The sequence below is a fragment of the Bacterioplanoides sp. SCSIO 12839 genome (genome assembly GCF_024397975.1).
In the GTDB taxonomy this organism is placed as follows: Bacteria; Pseudomonadota; Gammaproteobacteria; order Pseudomonadales; family Oceanobacteraceae; genus Bacterioplanoides.
In genome coordinates, this window is sequence record NZ_CP073745.1 from 1,421,835 (window position 1) to 1,439,352 (window position 17,518).

General features: G+C 47.9%; 13 protein-coding genes. 8 read left to right on the forward strand and 5 right to left on the reverse strand.

Annotation, left to right across the window (positions count from 1 at the left end; translation table 11 throughout):
- Positions 1 to 17 precede the first annotated feature (17 nt).
- Complete coding sequence (locus KFF03_RS06655) at positions 18 to 1,778, reverse strand: HAMP domain-containing protein (RefSeq protein WP_255859982.1); 1,761 nt, start codon at positions 1,776 to 1,778, stop codon at positions 18 to 20.
- 279 nt (positions 1,779 to 2,057) lie between these two features.
- Here KFF03_RS06655 and KFF03_RS06660 point away from each other — a divergent pair, with 279 nt between their 5' ends.
- Complete coding sequence (locus KFF03_RS06660; protein WP_255859986.1) at positions 2,058 to 2,672, forward strand: OmpW family protein; 615 nt, start codon at positions 2,058 to 2,060, stop codon at positions 2,670 to 2,672.
- A 78-nt stretch (positions 2,673 to 2,750) separates the two neighbouring features.
- Here KFF03_RS06660 and cls read toward each other — a convergent pair whose 3' ends face one another.
- The 3 genes from cls to murI all read right to left on the reverse strand — a co-directional run bounded on the left by cls (position 2,751) and on the right by murI (position 5,798).
- The gene (cls, locus tag KFF03_RS06665) at positions 2,751 to 4,184 is read right to left on the reverse strand and encodes a cardiolipin synthase (RefSeq protein ID WP_255859987.1); all 1,434 of its coding nucleotides are present in this window, start codon (positions 4,182 to 4,184) and stop codon (positions 2,751 to 2,753) included.
- A gap of 65 nt (positions 4,185 to 4,249) precedes the next feature.
- Positions 4,250 to 4,801, reverse strand: coding sequence for a GTP cyclohydrolase I FolE (gene folE, locus KFF03_RS06670; RefSeq protein WP_255859989.1), 552 nt, complete (start codon positions 4,799 to 4,801; stop codon positions 4,250 to 4,252).
- Between the two features lie 115 nt (positions 4,802 to 4,916).
- Positions 4,917 to 5,798, reverse strand: coding sequence for a glutamate racemase (gene murI, locus KFF03_RS06675; RefSeq protein WP_255859991.1), 882 nt, complete (start codon positions 5,796 to 5,798; stop codon positions 4,917 to 4,919).
- Between the two features lie 150 nt (positions 5,799 to 5,948).
- On the opposite strand from murI, the gene KFF03_RS17680 reads away from it, so the two are divergent.
- The 7 genes from KFF03_RS17680 to KFF03_RS06715 all read left to right on the forward strand — a co-directional run bounded on the left by KFF03_RS17680 (position 5,949) and on the right by KFF03_RS06715 (position 16,358).
- Positions 5,949 to 6,944: a GGDEF domain-containing protein gene (locus KFF03_RS17680; RefSeq protein ID WP_304941525.1), complete on the forward strand. Its 996-nt coding sequence runs from the start codon at positions 5,949 to 5,951 to the stop codon at positions 6,942 to 6,944.
- A gap of 88 nt (positions 6,945 to 7,032) precedes the next feature.
- Entirely contained in the window at positions 7,033 to 7,860 is an 828-nt protein-coding gene (ppk2, locus tag KFF03_RS06690; protein WP_255859993.1) for a polyphosphate kinase 2, read from the forward strand.
- Positions 7,861 to 7,916: 56 nt separating this feature from the next.
- On the forward strand, positions 7,917 to 8,144 hold the full coding sequence (locus KFF03_RS06695; protein ID WP_255859995.1) for a hypothetical protein: 228 nt from the start codon (positions 7,917 to 7,919) through the stop codon (positions 8,142 to 8,144).
- Between the two features lie 159 nt (positions 8,145 to 8,303).
- Positions 8,304 to 11,855 carry a chromosome segregation protein SMC gene (gene smc / locus KFF03_RS06700; protein ID WP_255859997.1) on the forward strand — a complete coding sequence of 1,184 codons (3,552 nt, stop codon included), beginning with the start codon at positions 8,304 to 8,306 and terminating at the stop codon, positions 11,853 to 11,855.
- 191 nt (positions 11,856 to 12,046) lie between these two features.
- A complete protein-coding gene (locus KFF03_RS06705; RefSeq protein ID WP_255859999.1) occupies positions 12,047 to 13,426 on the forward strand; it encodes a cell division protein ZipA C-terminal FtsZ-binding domain-containing protein in 1,380 nt (459 codons plus the stop codon).
- A 171-nt stretch (positions 13,427 to 13,597) separates the two neighbouring features.
- Complete coding sequence (ligA, locus tag KFF03_RS06710) at positions 13,598 to 15,688, forward strand: NAD-dependent DNA ligase LigA (protein ID WP_255860001.1); 2,091 nt, start codon at positions 13,598 to 13,600, stop codon at positions 15,686 to 15,688.
- A 25-nt stretch (positions 15,689 to 15,713) separates the two neighbouring features.
- Positions 15,714 to 16,358 carry a hypothetical protein gene (locus tag KFF03_RS06715; RefSeq protein WP_255860003.1) on the forward strand — a complete coding sequence of 215 codons (645 nt, stop codon included), beginning with the start codon at positions 15,714 to 15,716 and terminating at the stop codon, positions 16,356 to 16,358.
- 46 nt (positions 16,359 to 16,404) lie between these two features.
- Here KFF03_RS06715 and KFF03_RS06720 read toward each other — a convergent pair whose 3' ends face one another.
- Positions 16,405 to 17,370, reverse strand: a complete 966-nt coding sequence (locus KFF03_RS06720; RefSeq protein WP_255860005.1) for a sensor domain-containing diguanylate cyclase — start codon at positions 17,368 to 17,370, stop codon at positions 16,405 to 16,407.
- Positions 17,371 to 17,518: the final 148 nt, after the last annotated feature.

A 17,518-nucleotide genomic window follows, 5' to 3' on the forward strand; every position in this document is an offset into this window, starting at 1 on the left:
CTTGAGCGCCTGAAACCTTAGGTTTCGCGGATCAGGGCAAAGCTGAATTCAATCGTGAGCTGATTATCCGTCAGCTTGCGTTTGAACTCTCCCTGCATTTGATTACCAATGATGTATTCGTACAGATGTGTTGCAGCAGGTGGAGCAGATGGTTGAGAGTCAAGAGGTTGGTGGTTCGCCATTGAAATATGGATGCTGGCATAATTGCCCAGCAGCGATAGCTTCAGCCCAATACGCTCGCATGTTGGGAATACCGGATCTTTGAGAATGATATTGTCGAGTAAAAAATAAATCAGGCGCTCATTTTCTTCCAGGATCAGTGACAGAGGCAGATCCTGATCGACCTCGATAGAATCCAATGGTAGTTTGTTAGTCATCCAGTGCTTGATACTTTGGCTCAGGTCTAAGGTGTCTTGTTGGCCATTTAATGCAATATCCAGGTAAGCCTGAGTCAGCGTTAACAGCTCAGCATTTCCCTGGTTCATGTATTGCAACAGTAGCTGATTGAACGGATTCTGAAGGCAGTTACTTTGATTCTTTTGCTGTCTTTCTAATTGTTGCGATAACTTCTGAATATTGACCTTGGTACGCTGTTGCTCTTCGTAAAGTTCTTCTGTGCGTTTGGCGACTTTATTTTCCAACGACAGAGTCAACTCCTGTGCCTGGCGACTGGCTTGTTGTTCTTTGGTTTTATCAACGACACAAATCAGAATTTCGGCGGGTAGATTCTCTTCAAACCGAGTGACCTGAATGGTGGTATCAACCCATTTATCCTGGCCGGAAAAATCCGTGAGATTAAGGCACGCCTGAAGTCGGTTAATACGGCCATAGAGTAGCTGGTTAAAGCGTTCTCTTTGTTCGGCAGCCATCTCGCCACTGACCAGATCCCGCAAATGTTCCATTGGGTGCGACAGTTGTTCCAGTTCGGACTGTGTGGAACCCATTAGCTTGGCAAAGTGATGGTTGCAAACCACTCGATCATTATGGCTATGGTATTGGCAAAACCCTAAAGCGGCGTTATCAATAGCCAGTGCCAGACGCTCTTTGGTGTCTTCCAGCAGAGTCTGAGCTTGTTGTCGTTCAACTACATCCTGCTTCAGCTTCTCCCGCATTTCATTGATGGCATCAGCAACCAGGTCAAGTTCATCATGTTCATTCTGGTGAAGCCTCAGGTTGAGCGGCTGGTCGAGTTTGTTTAAAGAAAAAGAATCTGCCCAGTCAGACATCACCTTGAGACGTCGGGTGATTAATAAGCGGACGATAAACAGTACAAAGACAGAAACAGAAAAGGTTTTAAGAAACTGAGTAATTAAAATTTCAAAGGTCTTATCCATCAACTCCTGATATAAGCCAGTGTAATCAATATCAATATACAGCTCTCCCAGCTCATAGATGTTGCCGGTACTTTGATAGGATAGCGGAAATGAATGGCGCTCATCGCTGCTGGCCAGAACATTTCCGGCACTGTGCGCAAGGCTTCCTTCTGATTCAATATAGACGTAGACGACTCCGGGGAAATTCAGAATGCCCTCAAGCTGCGAGTTAATCTGGCGGGTATCAAAGTTCCACAGGCTGTAACTGATACTCTGCTGATAGCCTGAGCGAATTTGCGAGATACTGTTGCCATATTCATTGATGCCACGGTAATAATCACTCAGCAAAATGGCACCAAAGGTAATCAGTGTGACAATAAAGCTAAACCCTAGCAGGTAAGACAGCAGCTTCAGGCCAACATGGCGGCGCTTAACAGGGGGGTCTTGGTGTTGACCTGACGTCAAATTCACATCCTCATGATGTACGATTTTCTTACTATAGCTTTCAGTGTACTTAAATTACGCAGAATTCGTGTTTTTTTTAAGCAAAATATGGGTTATCTGTAAAAAAATGTGCCAGAAAGTCATTTGAAAGAAAAAAGCCCGTTTTTGTTGATCTGACACCATAAAACCCTTGGTTATGAAACAATGCACTGTTTTTTCTTGATTTGTATCAAAATGGTGCAGCAACAAGTCGTTAATCTGAGCACATCTTTTATGACGCACATAATTAAGGAGTGCTTAATGAAACTGTTGAAAACCCTGTTAGCTAGCGCTGTTGCTATTTCTGCTATGCCTGCTCTGGCTTATGAAGCTGGTGATATTGTTGTTAAAGCGGGCGTTATTAACGTAAACCCGAAAGAAGATAACATCGATCAGAAAGACCTTGCGGGCCTTGGTATTACTACTGATGGTCAAGTGAGTGACGATACTCAACTGGGTCTGACACTGACTTACATGGTAACTCCAAAAGTAGGTGTTGAAGTACTGGCTGCGACACCATTTCGCCATGATGTAACCGTAAGCGGTAACAAAATTGCTGAAACCAAGCATCTGCCACCAACCGTTTCAGCTCAGTACTACTTGCTGGATCCTGCGTCTAAAATCCAGCCATACGTTGGTTTAGGTGTAAACCACACGTTCTTCTTTGAAGAAGATGGTGCTGCTCCACATCTGGAAAAGAGCTGGGGTCTGTCTTACTCAGCGGGTGTGAACTACGATATCGACGAACGTTTCCTGGCGAATGTTGCTGTATGGAAGCTGGATATTGATACCGAGATTAACGGTGGCCCTGCTGACGGCGTTGACGTAGAAATCGACCCGCTGGTATTCATGGTTGGAGCTGGTATGAAGTTCTGATCTGAACCGATTAACCGCTCAAAGAAAACCCCGGTTTATTTTATAAGCCGGGGTTTTCTTTTGCTTTTTATTCAGGAATCAAAGCAGCGGTGCGGTAAGGCGTAATAATTTATTTAACAGTCGCTGACTAATACTTTTTTCTGGTTTTGCTTCGATGGTTTGCTTGAAATCTTCTTTAAGCATGTTTTCCACTTGTTTGGCAAAACGAATATCTCTGATCAACGCATTGGCTTCAAAATTAATGCGCAAGGAACGGTTATCAAAGTTAGCACTGCCAATACAGCTCCATTGCTGATCGATCAATAGTACCTTTTGATGCATAAATCCCGTTTGATACTGATAAAAACGAATGCCACTTTTTAGCAGTTCATCAACATAATTCTGCATCGCATGTTTAACAAACCAGCGGTCCGTTTTTTGCGGCACAATTATGCGGATATCCAATCCTCTTGCAGCTGCCAGGCGTAAGGCGGTGACTGTCGGCACATCCGGGATAAAATACGGAGTTGCAATCCAGACGCGTTTTTGTGCCTGATGGATCATATGAGTAAAGGATAAACTCGCACTTTCCTGAATGTCCGCCGGGCCACTGTTAATACACATGACTTCACAAGCATCGCTGGTTTGCGGTTGTACTTGTCCTGATGCTGATGTCGGTATTTGGGCAGAGGCAATCCGGGCCTGCCACTGCAGTTGTGGAAGATATTGTGTTGCCCAATACCAGTCTTCGCAAAATGAAAGCTGGAACGGCAGAGCGGCCGGGCCGGATATTCTGACATGGGTATCACGCCAACCATGACTCTGATATTCGTTGGCCAGGTTAAGCCCTCCTACAAAGGCGTGCTCGCCATCAATCAGTAATAACTTTCGGTGGTTACGAAAGTTAATTTGTAAGCGGTGGCGCACTTGCCAGGAATTAAAACGACTGACCCGGATGCCGCCTTGCTTCAGTTGTTGAATAAACCGCCGGCTGAGCTGGTGGCTGCCTATTTCATCGTATAAAAAATACACCCTGACCCCGGCTTGAGCGCGTTCGATTAATAGCTCAGCCATTGCTTGTGCCGTGGCATCATCACGAACAATATAAAATTGCACGCAGATGGAGTGTGTTGCCGCAGCAATGGCTTGGTGCATGCTTTGGAAGGTGTTTGTTCCATCAATCAGCAGCTGACACTGATTGTTAGCCGTCATTGGAAGGCGAAAGAAGTGGTAAAACGGACGAGTGAAAGAATCCGCAGGCGATGAAAAGGGTTGTAGATTGTTGCGGATTTGTTGCCCGAGGGCGTTCAGCTTTTTATCCCCATGACGACGCGCCTGGCGATAACCATGAAATTTTCGGGTACCAAATAATGCGTACAGCGGGATGCCGATAAACGGCATAAAGAGCAGAGTCAGGGTCCAGGCAATGGTGCCTTGTACGGTTCTGCCTTGCCAGATGGCATCAGCAGCAAACACAATGCCTGATAAGTAGAAAAGAAGAAGAGCGACTGATAGCCAGTCTGGAGTCATCATCACGGCTTCCTGAAAATGCTTTAGGTTACCGTGATGATATCAGAGTCCATTTACGGGCCAATCAGTTACAGACCAACCAGGCGCATAAACTCGTTGCGGGTTGCCTGATTATCACGAAATGCACCTTGCATGACCGATGTACGCATCATGGAATTCTGCTTCTGCACGCCACGCATCATCATACACATGTGTTTGGCTTCAATGATTACTCCCACACCACGGCACCCGGTGACTTCGGTCACGGCATCAGCAATCTGTTTGGTCATGTTTTCCTGAATCTGGAAGCGACGACCAAATACATCAACAATACGGGCAAATTTCGACAGGCCTAACACCTTGCCGTTGGGCAGATAGCCAATGTGGCATTTACCCAGAAATGGCAGCATGTGGTGCTCACACATGGAATAGAACTCGATGCCTTCCACAACCACCATTTCGTCATTGTCACTACTGAATACGGCACCATTCACCACTTCATCGATACTGGTGGTGTAGCCACTGGTCAGAAATTGCATGGCTTTGGCTGCACGTTTCGGGGTGTCGAGCAGACCTTCACGGTCGACATCTTCACCCAGCTCGGCCAGGATTTGCTTGTAGTGTTGGTCAAGGTTTGACATGACAATTCCGTAATTTGTAAATCGTAGTTGGTTAAATGTGGTCGGTTAAATTAAAGCCTGAGTATTTTACTCAATTAATTAAAACTTATACAAGTTTTGGTTTGTGTATAAGATTTTATTCGCTACCTGGCTCGGGGTTGTTATCAGCTCCACGGCTGGCATCAGGACTAAGTCTGTCGATTTCTGCCAGGTGGAGCTGAGAGGCCTCAGTCAGATCGCCCAGTTGTTGTAAAAATTGCTGGGCGGCTATTTGTTGTTTCTGCTCTGAGGTCCAATGCAAGCTTATTGAACCCGGCGGCCCGGAGTTGCACTGCGTCGTGCTGAGTTGCCCTTGCTCTTGTTCTAAAACCACCGCGACTCTGCGGGCGATGGCTTCCCCTGAATCAATCCAGTGAATGTGCGGCCAGTGCTGATGTAATTGTGGCTTTAATAATGGAAAGTGAGTGCAGCCTAAAACCACGTGAGACATTTGTGGAAACTGGTCAAACCAGGGTTGCAGGTGGTCTTTTAAACCAGTAACTGGGTCGCCATTCAGTAAAAAATCTTCCGCCCAATAAACCAATTCACTGCTGCCAAAACGGTCTACTTTACAGTGCTCGGCAAAGTCCTGAATTAAGTCATTAATATAAAGGCGTTCGACGGTTGCCGGTGTCGCCAATAAACCAATGTGGCCTTGCTGTGCCAGTTTTGCTGCGGGTTTGATCGCCGGTACAACACCCACTACCGGGATGTCTAATATTTGACGTAATGCTGGCAGCGTCAGTGTGCTGGCGGTGTTACAGGCAATAACCAGTACATCGGGGGCTAGTTGATTTACGGCGTTGAGGCACACCTGAAGTACGCGGTGAGCCAGTTCATCATCCGATTTGGTGCCATAAGGAAACGCGGCATCATCCATGACATAACGCAAATTAAGCGGTTGCGAATGCAGGCGCACTTGTTGCAGTACACTCAGGCCGCCAACGCCTGAGTCAAAAAACAGTACAGATTGCGTCATTGAATTACAGGATGCAGTGAATTAGGGATGTTGGAAAAGCGCGGCAGTCTAGCAAAGAAACGCAAAATTATCCGCTAATTTCATGGATTGGCAGGTGAAATTGAAACAACCAACTATACTGATGACAACGATCAATGGAGCTGTACCTGAGTGGAACTTACGGAGCTGCTTGAAAATGCCAGGCGCAATGAAGCGCTGCTACGACGCCTTCAGGCTTTTGAACTACAACTATTATCTTGCCAGACCTGGCTGGATTTCCTGACTCTGTTATTAGATGGTCTGCCCAGTCAGTTTGATCTGGATGCTGCGACGTTGAAGGTCTGTGATCCTGACGGTGATCTGAAGGCCGCGATGTTGCAGTCACTGGATATCGAGCAAGGGGTGCTGCTCAATCAACTCGAGTTTCAGGGTCGTATTCCCCGGATTGAAGCCCAGGCGGTGACACCGCCACCGCCATGGAAAAGCGGCCTGGCGTTACCTCTGGTTCGCAATGAGGTGTATTTGGGCCAGTTGCGCTTGTATTCCAGTAATCCTGAACGCTTTCAGCAAGGCATGGCAACGGACTTTATGCAGCACCTGGCTGCGGTTACCGCCGCTTGTCTGGTGATGGTGAAACAATCGGAGGAACAGGCTCGGCTGGCATTAACGGATCCATTGACCGGCGCTGAAAACCGTCGCGGTTTTGAACGTGCTTATGACCGTGAATGGTCGCGTGGCCAACGTCAGTATCATGTGTTTGCCATGATTCTGCTGGATATTGATCACTTTAAAAAAGTGAATGATGTACATGGTCATGGTACTGGTGATCGGGTTTTAAAGCAGTTGTGTAAAACCATGAAGGGTGTGATGCGTCCGACGGATCATATTGGTCGGTTAGGCGGCGAGGAATTTGCACTGATTCTGCCAGGCTGTCAGCCTGATCAGTTGTCTAAAGTCGTCGAGCGTGTGCAACAAGCAATTCGTGGTATGCGGGTTGAAAATGATCTGGGTAAAATTGTACCGCTAACCGCCTCCGGCAGTTATATTTCCATTACCCCAAGGCCGCACCAGGAGCTTAAACTAGCGCAGGTGCTGGACTTCCTCGATACCTACCTTTATCAGGCTAAAAAACAAGGACGAAACCGCTTTTTAAGTGTTGAACAATAATGCTCTGAGCATCGAATACTGACGTGCATCAAGGCCATTTTTGAGCAATATATTAATGTATGCTCATCAACGAAAAAAAGGAGGGAATATGTCTGAAATCATCGAACATCCGCCGTTAATTGTTCCGGATACGGAAATCGAAAAAACGCCACACCTGCCTTACGGTGAGCGCATCTCTCGTTCTCAATATGAAAAGGAAAAGAAGCAGTTACAGATTGAGCTGCTGAAAATGCAAGGTTGGGTGAAAGAAACCGGTCAGAAGGTGGTGATTCTTTTTGAAGGTCGTGATGCGGCCGGTAAGGGTGGTGCCATCAAACGCTTTATGGAACACCTGAATCCTCGGGGTGCGCGTGTTGTGGCACTGGAAAAACCGAGTGACATCGAAAAAACCCAATGGTATTTCCAACGCTACATTCAGCATTTACCAGCAGAAGGTGAAATTGTTCTGTTGGACCGTTCCTGGTACAACCGTGCTGGTGTAGAGCGTGTGATGGGCTTTTGTAAAAACTCAGAATATCTGGAGTTTATGCGTGAGGTTCCTGAACTGGAGCGCATGTTTGTTCGCTCAGGTGTTCACCTGTTCAAATTCTGGTTCTCAGTCAGCCGCCATGAGCAGCTGCGTCGTTTCCAGAAGCGTCAGGTTGATCCACTGAAACAGTGGAAACTGAGCCCGATTGACCTTGCGTCTCTGGATAAGTGGGATGATTACACCGAAGCCAAAGAAGCGATGTTCTATTACTCCAATCACATGGATGCACCATGGACTGTGGTTCGTTCCGACGATAAAAAACGTGCTCGTTTGAACACCATGCGTGAAGTATTGAACCGCCTTGACTACACCAATAAGTCAACTGAGCATGATCTGACTCCGGATCCGCTGATCATTCAGCCAGCGACTCAGGCGATGGATTGTTAAGAACACACTAAGTTGTTAATGACTAGTAAGATGTTAAAGGCTAAGAGGTAAACACTATGCATGATCGTCCACATAAACCTCACGCTGACCGAATTGTGAAGCAATTTCGTGAAGAAGTTGGTGCCAGAATTTCAGCTGAAGTGAGTGATAAGGATTTTGATGGCTTATCGGTAATGATTGAGTCAGCACTTAATACTGCAGTAATGGATGCACTCAACACGACGGTTGAAGAAATTCAGCAACTGGCTGATCACACACGTAAGCGTGCCTCGGGAGAGGTTTAACCACTCAAGCGTCCATTGTGATGCTTTAAACGATCAGAGGCACTTCGGTGCCTCTTTTTGTTATTGCTGGTTTCGTTACTGCTGGTTTTGTTGCTGCCGGTTTGCAGTGATAAACTGCCGCCTTTGACTCCGACTGAATCACAGGAAAGATCACGTCTTATGCGCTTAAAAGCGATCAAGCTGGCTGGCTTTAAATCCTTTGTTGACCCAACAACCGTGCCGTTTAATACCAATATGACGGGCATTGTTGGGCCGAACGGTTGTGGTAAATCCAATACCATTGACGCGGTGCGTTGGGTGATGGGCGAAAGCTCAGCCAAGTACCTGCGTGGCGATGCCATGACCGATGTGATCTTTAACGGCTCGGCTGAACGTAAGCCCGTCGGTAAAGCCAGTGTTGATCTGATCTTTGATAACTCCGATGGCACCTTGCGTGGTGAATACGCTGCCTACAGCGAAATCAGCCTGCGCCGTCAGGTGACCCGTGATGGACAATCCAGTTATTACCTCAATGGCACTAAGTGCCGTAAAAAAGACATTACCGATATTTTCCTCGGCACCGGTTTAGGCCCGCGTTCTTACGCCATTATCGAGCAGGGCATGATCTCGCGTTTGATTGAAGCCAAGCCCGAAGAGCTGCGGGTGTATGTGGAAGAAGCGGCCGGTATTTCCAAGTACAAAGAGCGCCGTCGTGAAACCGAAAACCGCATGCGCCGTACCAATGAAAATCTGGAGCGCTTGCAGGATATTCGTGAAGAGCTGGAGCGTCAGTTATCGCACCTGAAACGCCAGGCCGATGCGGCTGAAAAGTACAAGGAATATAAGGCTCAGGAGCGCGAGAAAAAAGCTCAGCTACAGGCGCTTAAATGGCAGATTCTGGATAACGATTACCGCCAGCGTGAGCAGCAAATTGCCCAGCATCAGGTGCAGTTTGAAGCCCATACGGCAGAGCAACGCTCAGCCGATGCCGATATCGAAGCCTTGCGCTTAGAGCACACCGACAAAAGTGACGAATTTGCCACGGCACAGGCAAAGTTCTACGAAATTGGCTCTCAGATTGCCCGTCAGGAGCAGAAGGTTGAACATCAGGCGCAAATGGCATTACAACTCGACCAGGAAATGGCTGAGGTTGAAAAGTCCATTCTCGATACCCAGCGCTCGTTGGAAGACGATCAGCTGCAATTGGAAGGCATTGTTGAAGAAAAGCTGATGCTCGAACCTGAGCTGGAAATGTTGTTGGCCGGTGAAGAAGAGTCGACAGAAGCATTAGCCGTGGCGGAAGAAAAACAACAGGGCTGGCAAGAACAATGGGAGCAGTTTACCCAACGAGCGTCTGAACCAACCCGCCAGGCCGAAGTTGCGCAAACACGCATGCAAAATATTGAGCAGCAGCTGTCGCGTTTGCAACAACAGATTAGCCGCCTGCAGGATGAGAAGCGTGAACTGGCGGAAAACCCGGAATTAGAAGAAATTCAGCTGCTGCAAGAAGAAGTTTCAGAACAGGAAATGGCCTCTGAAGGTTTGCAGGAGCGGGTTGATGAATTACAGCAACAGGTGCAGCAAAACCGTGAACAGCTCGATGCCCGCCGCCGCCAGCTAGAAGATGGCAAAAATCAGCTGCAGCATTTTATTAATCGTAAAGCCACGTTGGATGCCTTACAAAAAGCCGCTCTGGGCGAAGGTTCCGAGGCGGTCAGTCATTGGCTGGAAAGCCATCAGCTGTCTCGTAAACCACGGCTGGCGGAACAACTGCATGTGGATGAAGGTTGGGAACGCGCGGTCGAAACCGTGCTGGGCGATTATTTACAAGCAGTGGTGATTGATGACCTTGATCCAACGCAGCACTGGTTAGGTAATTTAAAAGAAGGTCAGTTAGCGCTTTGGCAACACGCTGTTGAGCAGGGGCAGCATGCGATTGAACAGGGGCAGCACGCCATTGGGCAAGGACAAGAGGCCGTTGAAGCAAATTCCCTGTTAAGCAAAGTGCGTAGTGAACAGGATGTCTCTGGTTTTCTGGCTCGGGTAAAAATCGCCAACGATTTACCCCAGGCGCTGGCCATGCGTTCACAACTGAGTGGCGATGAGTCGGTCATTACCCCTGAAGGTATCTGGCTGGGCAAGCAATGGTTGCGGGTTGCGAAGACCGCCGATGGTGAAGGCGGTGTGCTGGCGCGCCAGCAAGAGCTGGAGACCTTAGAAGAACAAATTGAAGAGCTGGATATTCAGGTCGAAGAATGGGAAGTGGATCTGGAGGCTGATCAACTGAAACTGCGCAGTACCGAGCAGCAGCGCGAAGTGGCACAACGGGAATTGCAGCAGGCCAGCCAGCAGTTAATTCACCTGAAGTCGCAGTTATCCGGTAAGCAGGCCCGTGCCGAACAGTTTGCGTTACGCAGTGACAAGCTGGATCAGGATATTGCTGAAACCCGTGAATCTCAGGAGCTGGAGCGCGAAAGCCTGGAAGAAGTACGCCTGCAATGGCAGGAAGCGATGTCGGCCATTGATGAAGACAGTGGTCAGCGTGAGCGGTTACTGGCAGAAAAAACTCAGGTGCAACTGGCGCTGGATCAGGCGCGTATGGCCGCCGGACAAAACAAAGATCGCAGCCATCAATTGCAACTGCAGGTTCAGGGCTTATCCAGCAAAGAGCAGGGGCTGAATCAGGCGATTGAGCGCTTGGCGGCACAAATGCAGCGTTTACGTGAACGCCGTGACCAGATTGCCGCGAATCAGCAGCGTGACCACTCCCTCGATTTAGAAGAGTTAAAAGCTCAGCTGGAAGAGTTACTGGAACAGAAGCTCAGTGCCGAACAAGTGATGCAGGCTGCACGTCATGCGCTCGAAAGTGTCGACACTCAGTTACGTCAGTTGGAGCAGAAACGCGCTGACGCCGAGAAGAAAGCGCTGGAAGTCCGTAATGAGCTGGAAAAAGTACGGATGGAATGTCAGGCGCTGGATATTCGCCGTCAGGCGTTGGTGGAACAGCTTCAGGAAGCCAAACTCAGCCTGGAACAGGTATTGGAGACCATGCCGGAAGAGGCTGACCCCGATATCTGGCAACAAGAGCTGCAAAAACTGGCGGAGCGCATTCAGCGTTTGGGTGCGATTAACCTGGCTGCGATCGAGGAATACAAAACTCAGTCAGAACGCAAAGTATATCTGGATGCACAACATGCCGACCTGGAGAAGGCGCTATCGACCTTAGAAGGCGCCATTCACAAAATTGACCGTGAAACCCGCACCCGCTTCAAAGAAACCTTCGACAAGATGAATGCTGGTCTGGCCGAACTGTTCCCGAAAGTCTTTGGTGGTGGTCATGCTTCACTGGAGCTGACCGGCGATGACTTGCTCGATACCGGTGTAGCGATTATGGCGCGGCCACCGGGCAAGAAAAACAGCACCATTCATTTGCTCTCTGGTGGCGAAAAGGCGTTAACGGCGATTGCATTGGTCTTCTCGATCTTCCAGCTGAACCCGGCCCCGTTCTGTATGTTGGATGAAGTGGATGCACCTCTGGATGACGCCAACGTTGGCCGTTATGCGCGTTTGGTTAAAGCCATGTCAGAAAAGGTGCAGTTCATCTATATCACCCACAATAAGATTGCTATGGAAAAAGCATCGCAGCTGATGGGGGTAACCATGCATGAGCCCGGTGTATCGCGATTAGTGTCTGTTGATGTCGAAGAAGCGGCGGAAATGATTGACCAATAATTGACGTGTCAGTCATTTGACTCAAAAACTGTAAAATTCGCTAAGAAAAGTAGCAGAATATCCGGGTGGGGTCTGTCATCAGTCTCAGGCTTATGACACACTTATCCGTTAATCTGCCCTGCAAGTAAATCGGAGTTCGCAGGGGGATTGAGTTATTAATTTTTGTGTCATTGAAAAAGTTAGAGGCAATTATGGAATGGAGCTGGCGCACCGTAATGATCCTGATTGGATTAGTGGTGATGATCGCAATCCTGATTGATGGTTTTCGTCGTATGCGTCGTGCACGCGCTGAAGCCTTGAGATTGGATGTCTCGCATGATTTTAAGTTCCCTGAAGAGGGCTATAACCCGGAGCTTCCTGGCGAGGTTCGTGTTGTTGGCGAAACGCCTGCGACCAACGAAGCTCCGATTGCAGACGAGCTTGTTTCGATTGCAGACGAGTCTGTCTCAAAAGCTTCGCAAGTAACTGAAGAGCAGGCAGCCGTTACCGAGCCTGCTTTTGCTGACTCTGATTCCTTTGAAAATATCACCACGACGCTGGAAAACGACACCGCAGACGATATTGAACTGCCGGTATTTTCTGCTCTGGAAGGTGATGAACTGGCTTCCACGCCTGAACCTGAAGGTATCTTGAGTGTTGATGAGTCGGTTACTAACGATCTGAGTGATGTTGTTTCTGAATCAGGTGATCATTCGGGCCAGCTGAAAGAAACTGTCATTGCAGCCGATGAGCCTATTGAGGCCGTCGAAGAGCCTGCTCCCGTGAATCTGGATGAACAGGTACCGGTATTACTGGACGTTGAAGAGCTGGGTGAAGAAACCAGTGTTGTGGTTGAAACGGCATCAACAAGTGCTGAAACGCTTCAGGCTGAAGAGGAAGTTGAAGAAGTTCTGACTGCGAATGAGTCAACTGAATCAGTGCCAGAGCAAACTGAGCTGTCAATGTCTGCTGAGCATGAAGAGCTGCTGGATGATGTGGAAACACAAAACACAGTTGAAGAAGCCGCAGCCGAAGCATTAGTTCAGGATGAAATGCCAGAGCCACTGGCAGAGACGGTACAAATCATCACTCAGCCAGTGAATTTTGCTGGCAGCAATGCAGAAATTCTGGCTCATCGCCCACCGGCAGAGGTGGTTTTGGTGATTCATGCAATTTCACGTACCACTGAAGGGTTTAAGGGCAGTGACTTAATTTATCTGTTTAACTCCTGCGACCTGCGCTACGGCGAAAAAAATATCTTTCATCGTTTTGAAGAAAAAGACGGTGAAGGTTGTATTCAGTTCTCCGTTTCACAGAGCCATGAGCCCGGCACTTTTGAACCCGCTAAAATGGCCGACCAGACGTTCCGTGGCTTAAGCTTCTTTATGAGCTTACCGGGTGCCAGCCGTCCGCTGGAAGCCTATGAGGCCATGTATGAAATGGCGATGGTGGTTTCCCGTAATTTACAGGCGGATGTACTGGATGAAAGCCAGAGTGCATTAACGCCGCAAACGGTTGAAGCCAACCGTGAAGAAATCATGACCTTTGAACGTCATCAGCATTTACTGATGAAGAAGCAAGGTACTCGATAATACTAACTGTATGTTTTCTGATGATAGAAAACGTAAGCAATGCTAATGCCGGGGTTTTTAAAAAGCAGCAACAGGATGTTGCGGTAGCATCGAAGGCACAGGGATGTGCCTCCGATGCGGCGGCTTAAAAACTCCGGCATTGGTATTTGCTGGATTAGACTAAAAGCCGTTATGAGCCAACAAGATGATCTTTTTTCCGCCGCAGACCCTGCGGCGGTTTCCGTTTCAGAGCAAAGCAAAACCGCACAGCGTGCTGAGATTTTGCGTAATCAGCTGAACGACTATAACCATCAATATTATGTTCTCGATAATCCTACTGTACCGGACGCGGAGTATGATCGTCTGTTACGTGAACTGCAGGATATTGAGCGTGAGCACCCCGAGTTAAAAACTCCGGATTCACCCACTCAGAAAGTGGGTGCCATGCCGTTATCGGCGTTTGAGCAGGTTGCGCATGAAATGGCGATGTTATCGCTGGATAACGCCATGAATGCCGAAGAGTTTGCTGATTTTTACGCGCGGGTACAAAAACAACTGAATACCTCTGATGATATTGAATTTGCCTGCGAGCCTAAGCTGGATGGCGCCGCAGTGAGTATTCTTTATGAAAATGGCGTTCTTGTGCGTGCGGCAACCCGGGGTGATGGTCAGACCGGTGAAAATATTACCCAGAATGTGCGTACCATTAAAAACGTACCGTTAAAGCTGGTGGGCGACTATCCGCAGCGAGTGGAAGTTCGTGGTGAAGTGTATATGCCACTGGACGGTTTTGAAGCCTACAATGCCAAAGCGTTAGCCGCCGAGGAAAAAGTGTTTGCTAATCCGCGCAATGCCGCAGCGGGTTCTTTACGTCAGCTGGATTCAAAAATCACCGCCAAACGTCCGTTGGAATTCTGTTCTTACGGTATTGGTGTGGTCAGCGATGATTTTGACATGCCGGAAAGCCTGAGTGGCATTTTCCAACGGGTGAAAAGCTGGGGCATTAAAATTAATGACGAGTTAACCGTCGCTAAAAATCTGATCGAAGCTCAGGCGTTTTATGATGGCTTGGGTGAAAAACGTCATTCATTGCCCTATGAAATCGATGGTACCGTTTTTAAGGTGAATAACCTGGCACTGCAGCAGCAATTAGGTTTTGTCGCTCGCGCGCCACGCTGGGCGATTGCCTATAAATTCCCAGCGGTTGAAGAAATGACGGTGCTGGAGAATGTCGATTTTCAGGTAGGGCGTACCGGAGCCATTACTCCGGTTGCACGTTTAAACCCGGTAAAAGTTGCTGGTGTTGTCGTCAGTAATGCCACTTTGCACAATGCTGATGAAATCGCTCGGCTGGATGTAAAAATTGGCGATACCGTCATTATTCGTCGTGCTGGTGATGTAATCCCACAGGTGGTTTCAGTGGTGACTGATCGTCGCCCGGATAATGCCTCAGACATTATTTTTCCGAATACTTGCCCAGTGTGTGACTCGGATGTTGAGCGGGTCGAAGGTGAAGCCGTTGCCCGTTGCACTGGCGGTCTGGTTTGTTCTGCACAGCGTAAAGAAGCGATTAAACATTTTGTCTCGCGTAAAGCGCTGGATGTTGAAGGATTAGGTGATAAGTTAATTGATCAGCTGGTGGAGCAGGATTTAATTCACTCAGTGGATGATTTATTTCACCTGACGCTGGAGCAACTGGCAGGTCTTGAGCGTATGGCTGAAAAATCAGCGCAGAATGTTTTGGACGCGCTGGAACAGTCTAAACAAACCACCTTAGGTCGCTTTTTATACGCTTTAGGTATTCGTGAAGTGGGCACGGTGACAGCGAATAATCTGGCGTCTTATTTTGGTTTTTTACAGTGGATTATGGTTGCGGATAAAGAAACGTTATTAGCCGTTAATGATGTCGGTGACATTGTGGCTTCTCATATCGTGAACTTTTTTGCTGAAGCGCATAACCGCAACATTATTGAACAGCTGAAATTGGCGGGTATTCAATGGCCGGAACAGGAACCCGTGACGGCAGCCGATGATGCACCACTCAGTGGTAAAGTCGCTGTAATCACTGGAACACTGGCCTCCATGGGGCGTGATCAGGCAAAAGAATACCTGGAGCAACTGGGTGTGAAAGTCACGGGCAGTGTGTCGAAGAAAACCGACTTTTTGGTGGCTGGAGAAAAAGCCGGCAGCAAACTGACCAAAGCCCAAAGCCTCGATGTGGAAGTACTGGATAACGATGCCTTTATGGCATTATTGGCAGAACATGGAATTGAGCACGTTTAGCAGCTTTCTTAACAAGGGTTTATTCATGATTCGTCGAATATCATTAATGTTGACAGTGGTTTTACTGGCCGCCTGTTCTACACCACAGCCTAAAAATATTGGTGATGTGTGTGAGATATTCGACGAATATTACGACTGGTATAACGCGTCAAAAGAAGTCGAAAAAAAGTACGGCATACCAATTTCAGTCACGATGGCGTTTATTCATCAGGAATCCAAATTTATTGGTGATAATCGCCCGCCGCGGGAATGGTTTTTATGGATTATTCCCGGTCCTCGCCCTTCGTCGGCTTATGGTTACGCGCAGGCATTAGATTCTACCTGGGCCGAATATCAGAAGAACACGGGCCATTGGGGTGCAGACCGTGACGACTTTGAAGATGCCGTGGACTTTATCGGTTGGTATAACACCCGGACGATCAAACGTACCGGTATTCAGCCTCATGATGCCAATCGTTTATATTTGGCTTACCACGATGGTGCTGGCGGTTATCTTCGTGGTACCTACAAAAACAAACCCTGGCTGATCAATGTTGCGAAAAAGGTCGATCGCCGAGCGCAGCAATACCAACGTCAATTAGTGCAGTGCCAGGAAGACCTTGAACGTGGTTGGTTCTGGCGAACATTATTCGGTGAAGAGAAAAATCGTTTAACCGTGCCCCTCGCTTAAACACACCTCATTTGAATAGGGCAGGCTGTGTACCGTTTAGCTGGAGTTATGCTGAGCGGCTGGCCTTATGTCGATACATCTTTTCGTCTGCATGGTTAATCCAATGGGCCAGTGGTAAATGCATATCGTCTATCTGCAGTACACCAAAACTCACACCGGTCGTGATGGTCGGATGCTCAGAAAAATACTGTTTTAAAGCCTGGTCAACTTTATCGCAACTGTCATTTAAAGCGTTCAGGTTGTCAGTTTCAGCCAATAACAAAAACTCGTCACCACCAATCCTGGCCAACACATCGCTGCTTCTGAAATGTTGGCGCAAAGATTCAGCAACATAAGTCAGGGCTTTATCGCCCAGATGATGTCCTAACTGATCATTGATACCTTTTAAACCGTTCATATCCATATAGATCAGAGCTAAACGGGCATCATTGCGCTTCGCCAGCTGAATGCGCTGTTGCGCAACGGTTTCAAAACCACGGCGATTGTAGAGTCTGGTTAATTCATCAGTCATGGCCAATTCACGGAATTGATCGAAGTGATCCAGTAATAGCAGGTCAGCCTGAACAATATCGCGGAACTGACGAATCAGTTCCATGTAACTGTCGTCATAGTTCGTGACTTTAAAGTCCATCACACAAATGGTGCCGAACGGTTGGCCATTGGGCCAATGAATGGGAACGCCGAGATACGAGTTAAAGCCATCATTGGCGACTTCTGGGTTCGTTTGCCACTCATGCTCTTCCGTTGCTTTTTGTACGTACAGTTCTTGCCCTGTTTGTACAATTTTACGGCAAAAAATATTCTCATCCGGCTCAATGACTGCACCTGGGCCGTAAGGGTTTTCATCTTGCTGACTGGCGATCGTGGTTTGGTAACCTTGATGGGTATGCTGCACAATAAAACCTGCCGGAGCCTGGAATAAGGTTGTCATCAGGTCGACGGTTTTTTGCCATTTACTGAAAGGAACCAGCTCTAAAGGTTGATCAAGCAACCATGCTTTTTTATCTGGCATCACAATCTCCAGCCACACTTATACAAAGAATAATAGCATTGTAAAAGTACTGAATATTGACCCGTAGCTGAGGTTTGGCGTGGTCCCAAGATTAAGAAGTTATATATTATATTTTTTTAATATCTAAAGTACCTAAAAGCACTCTTTG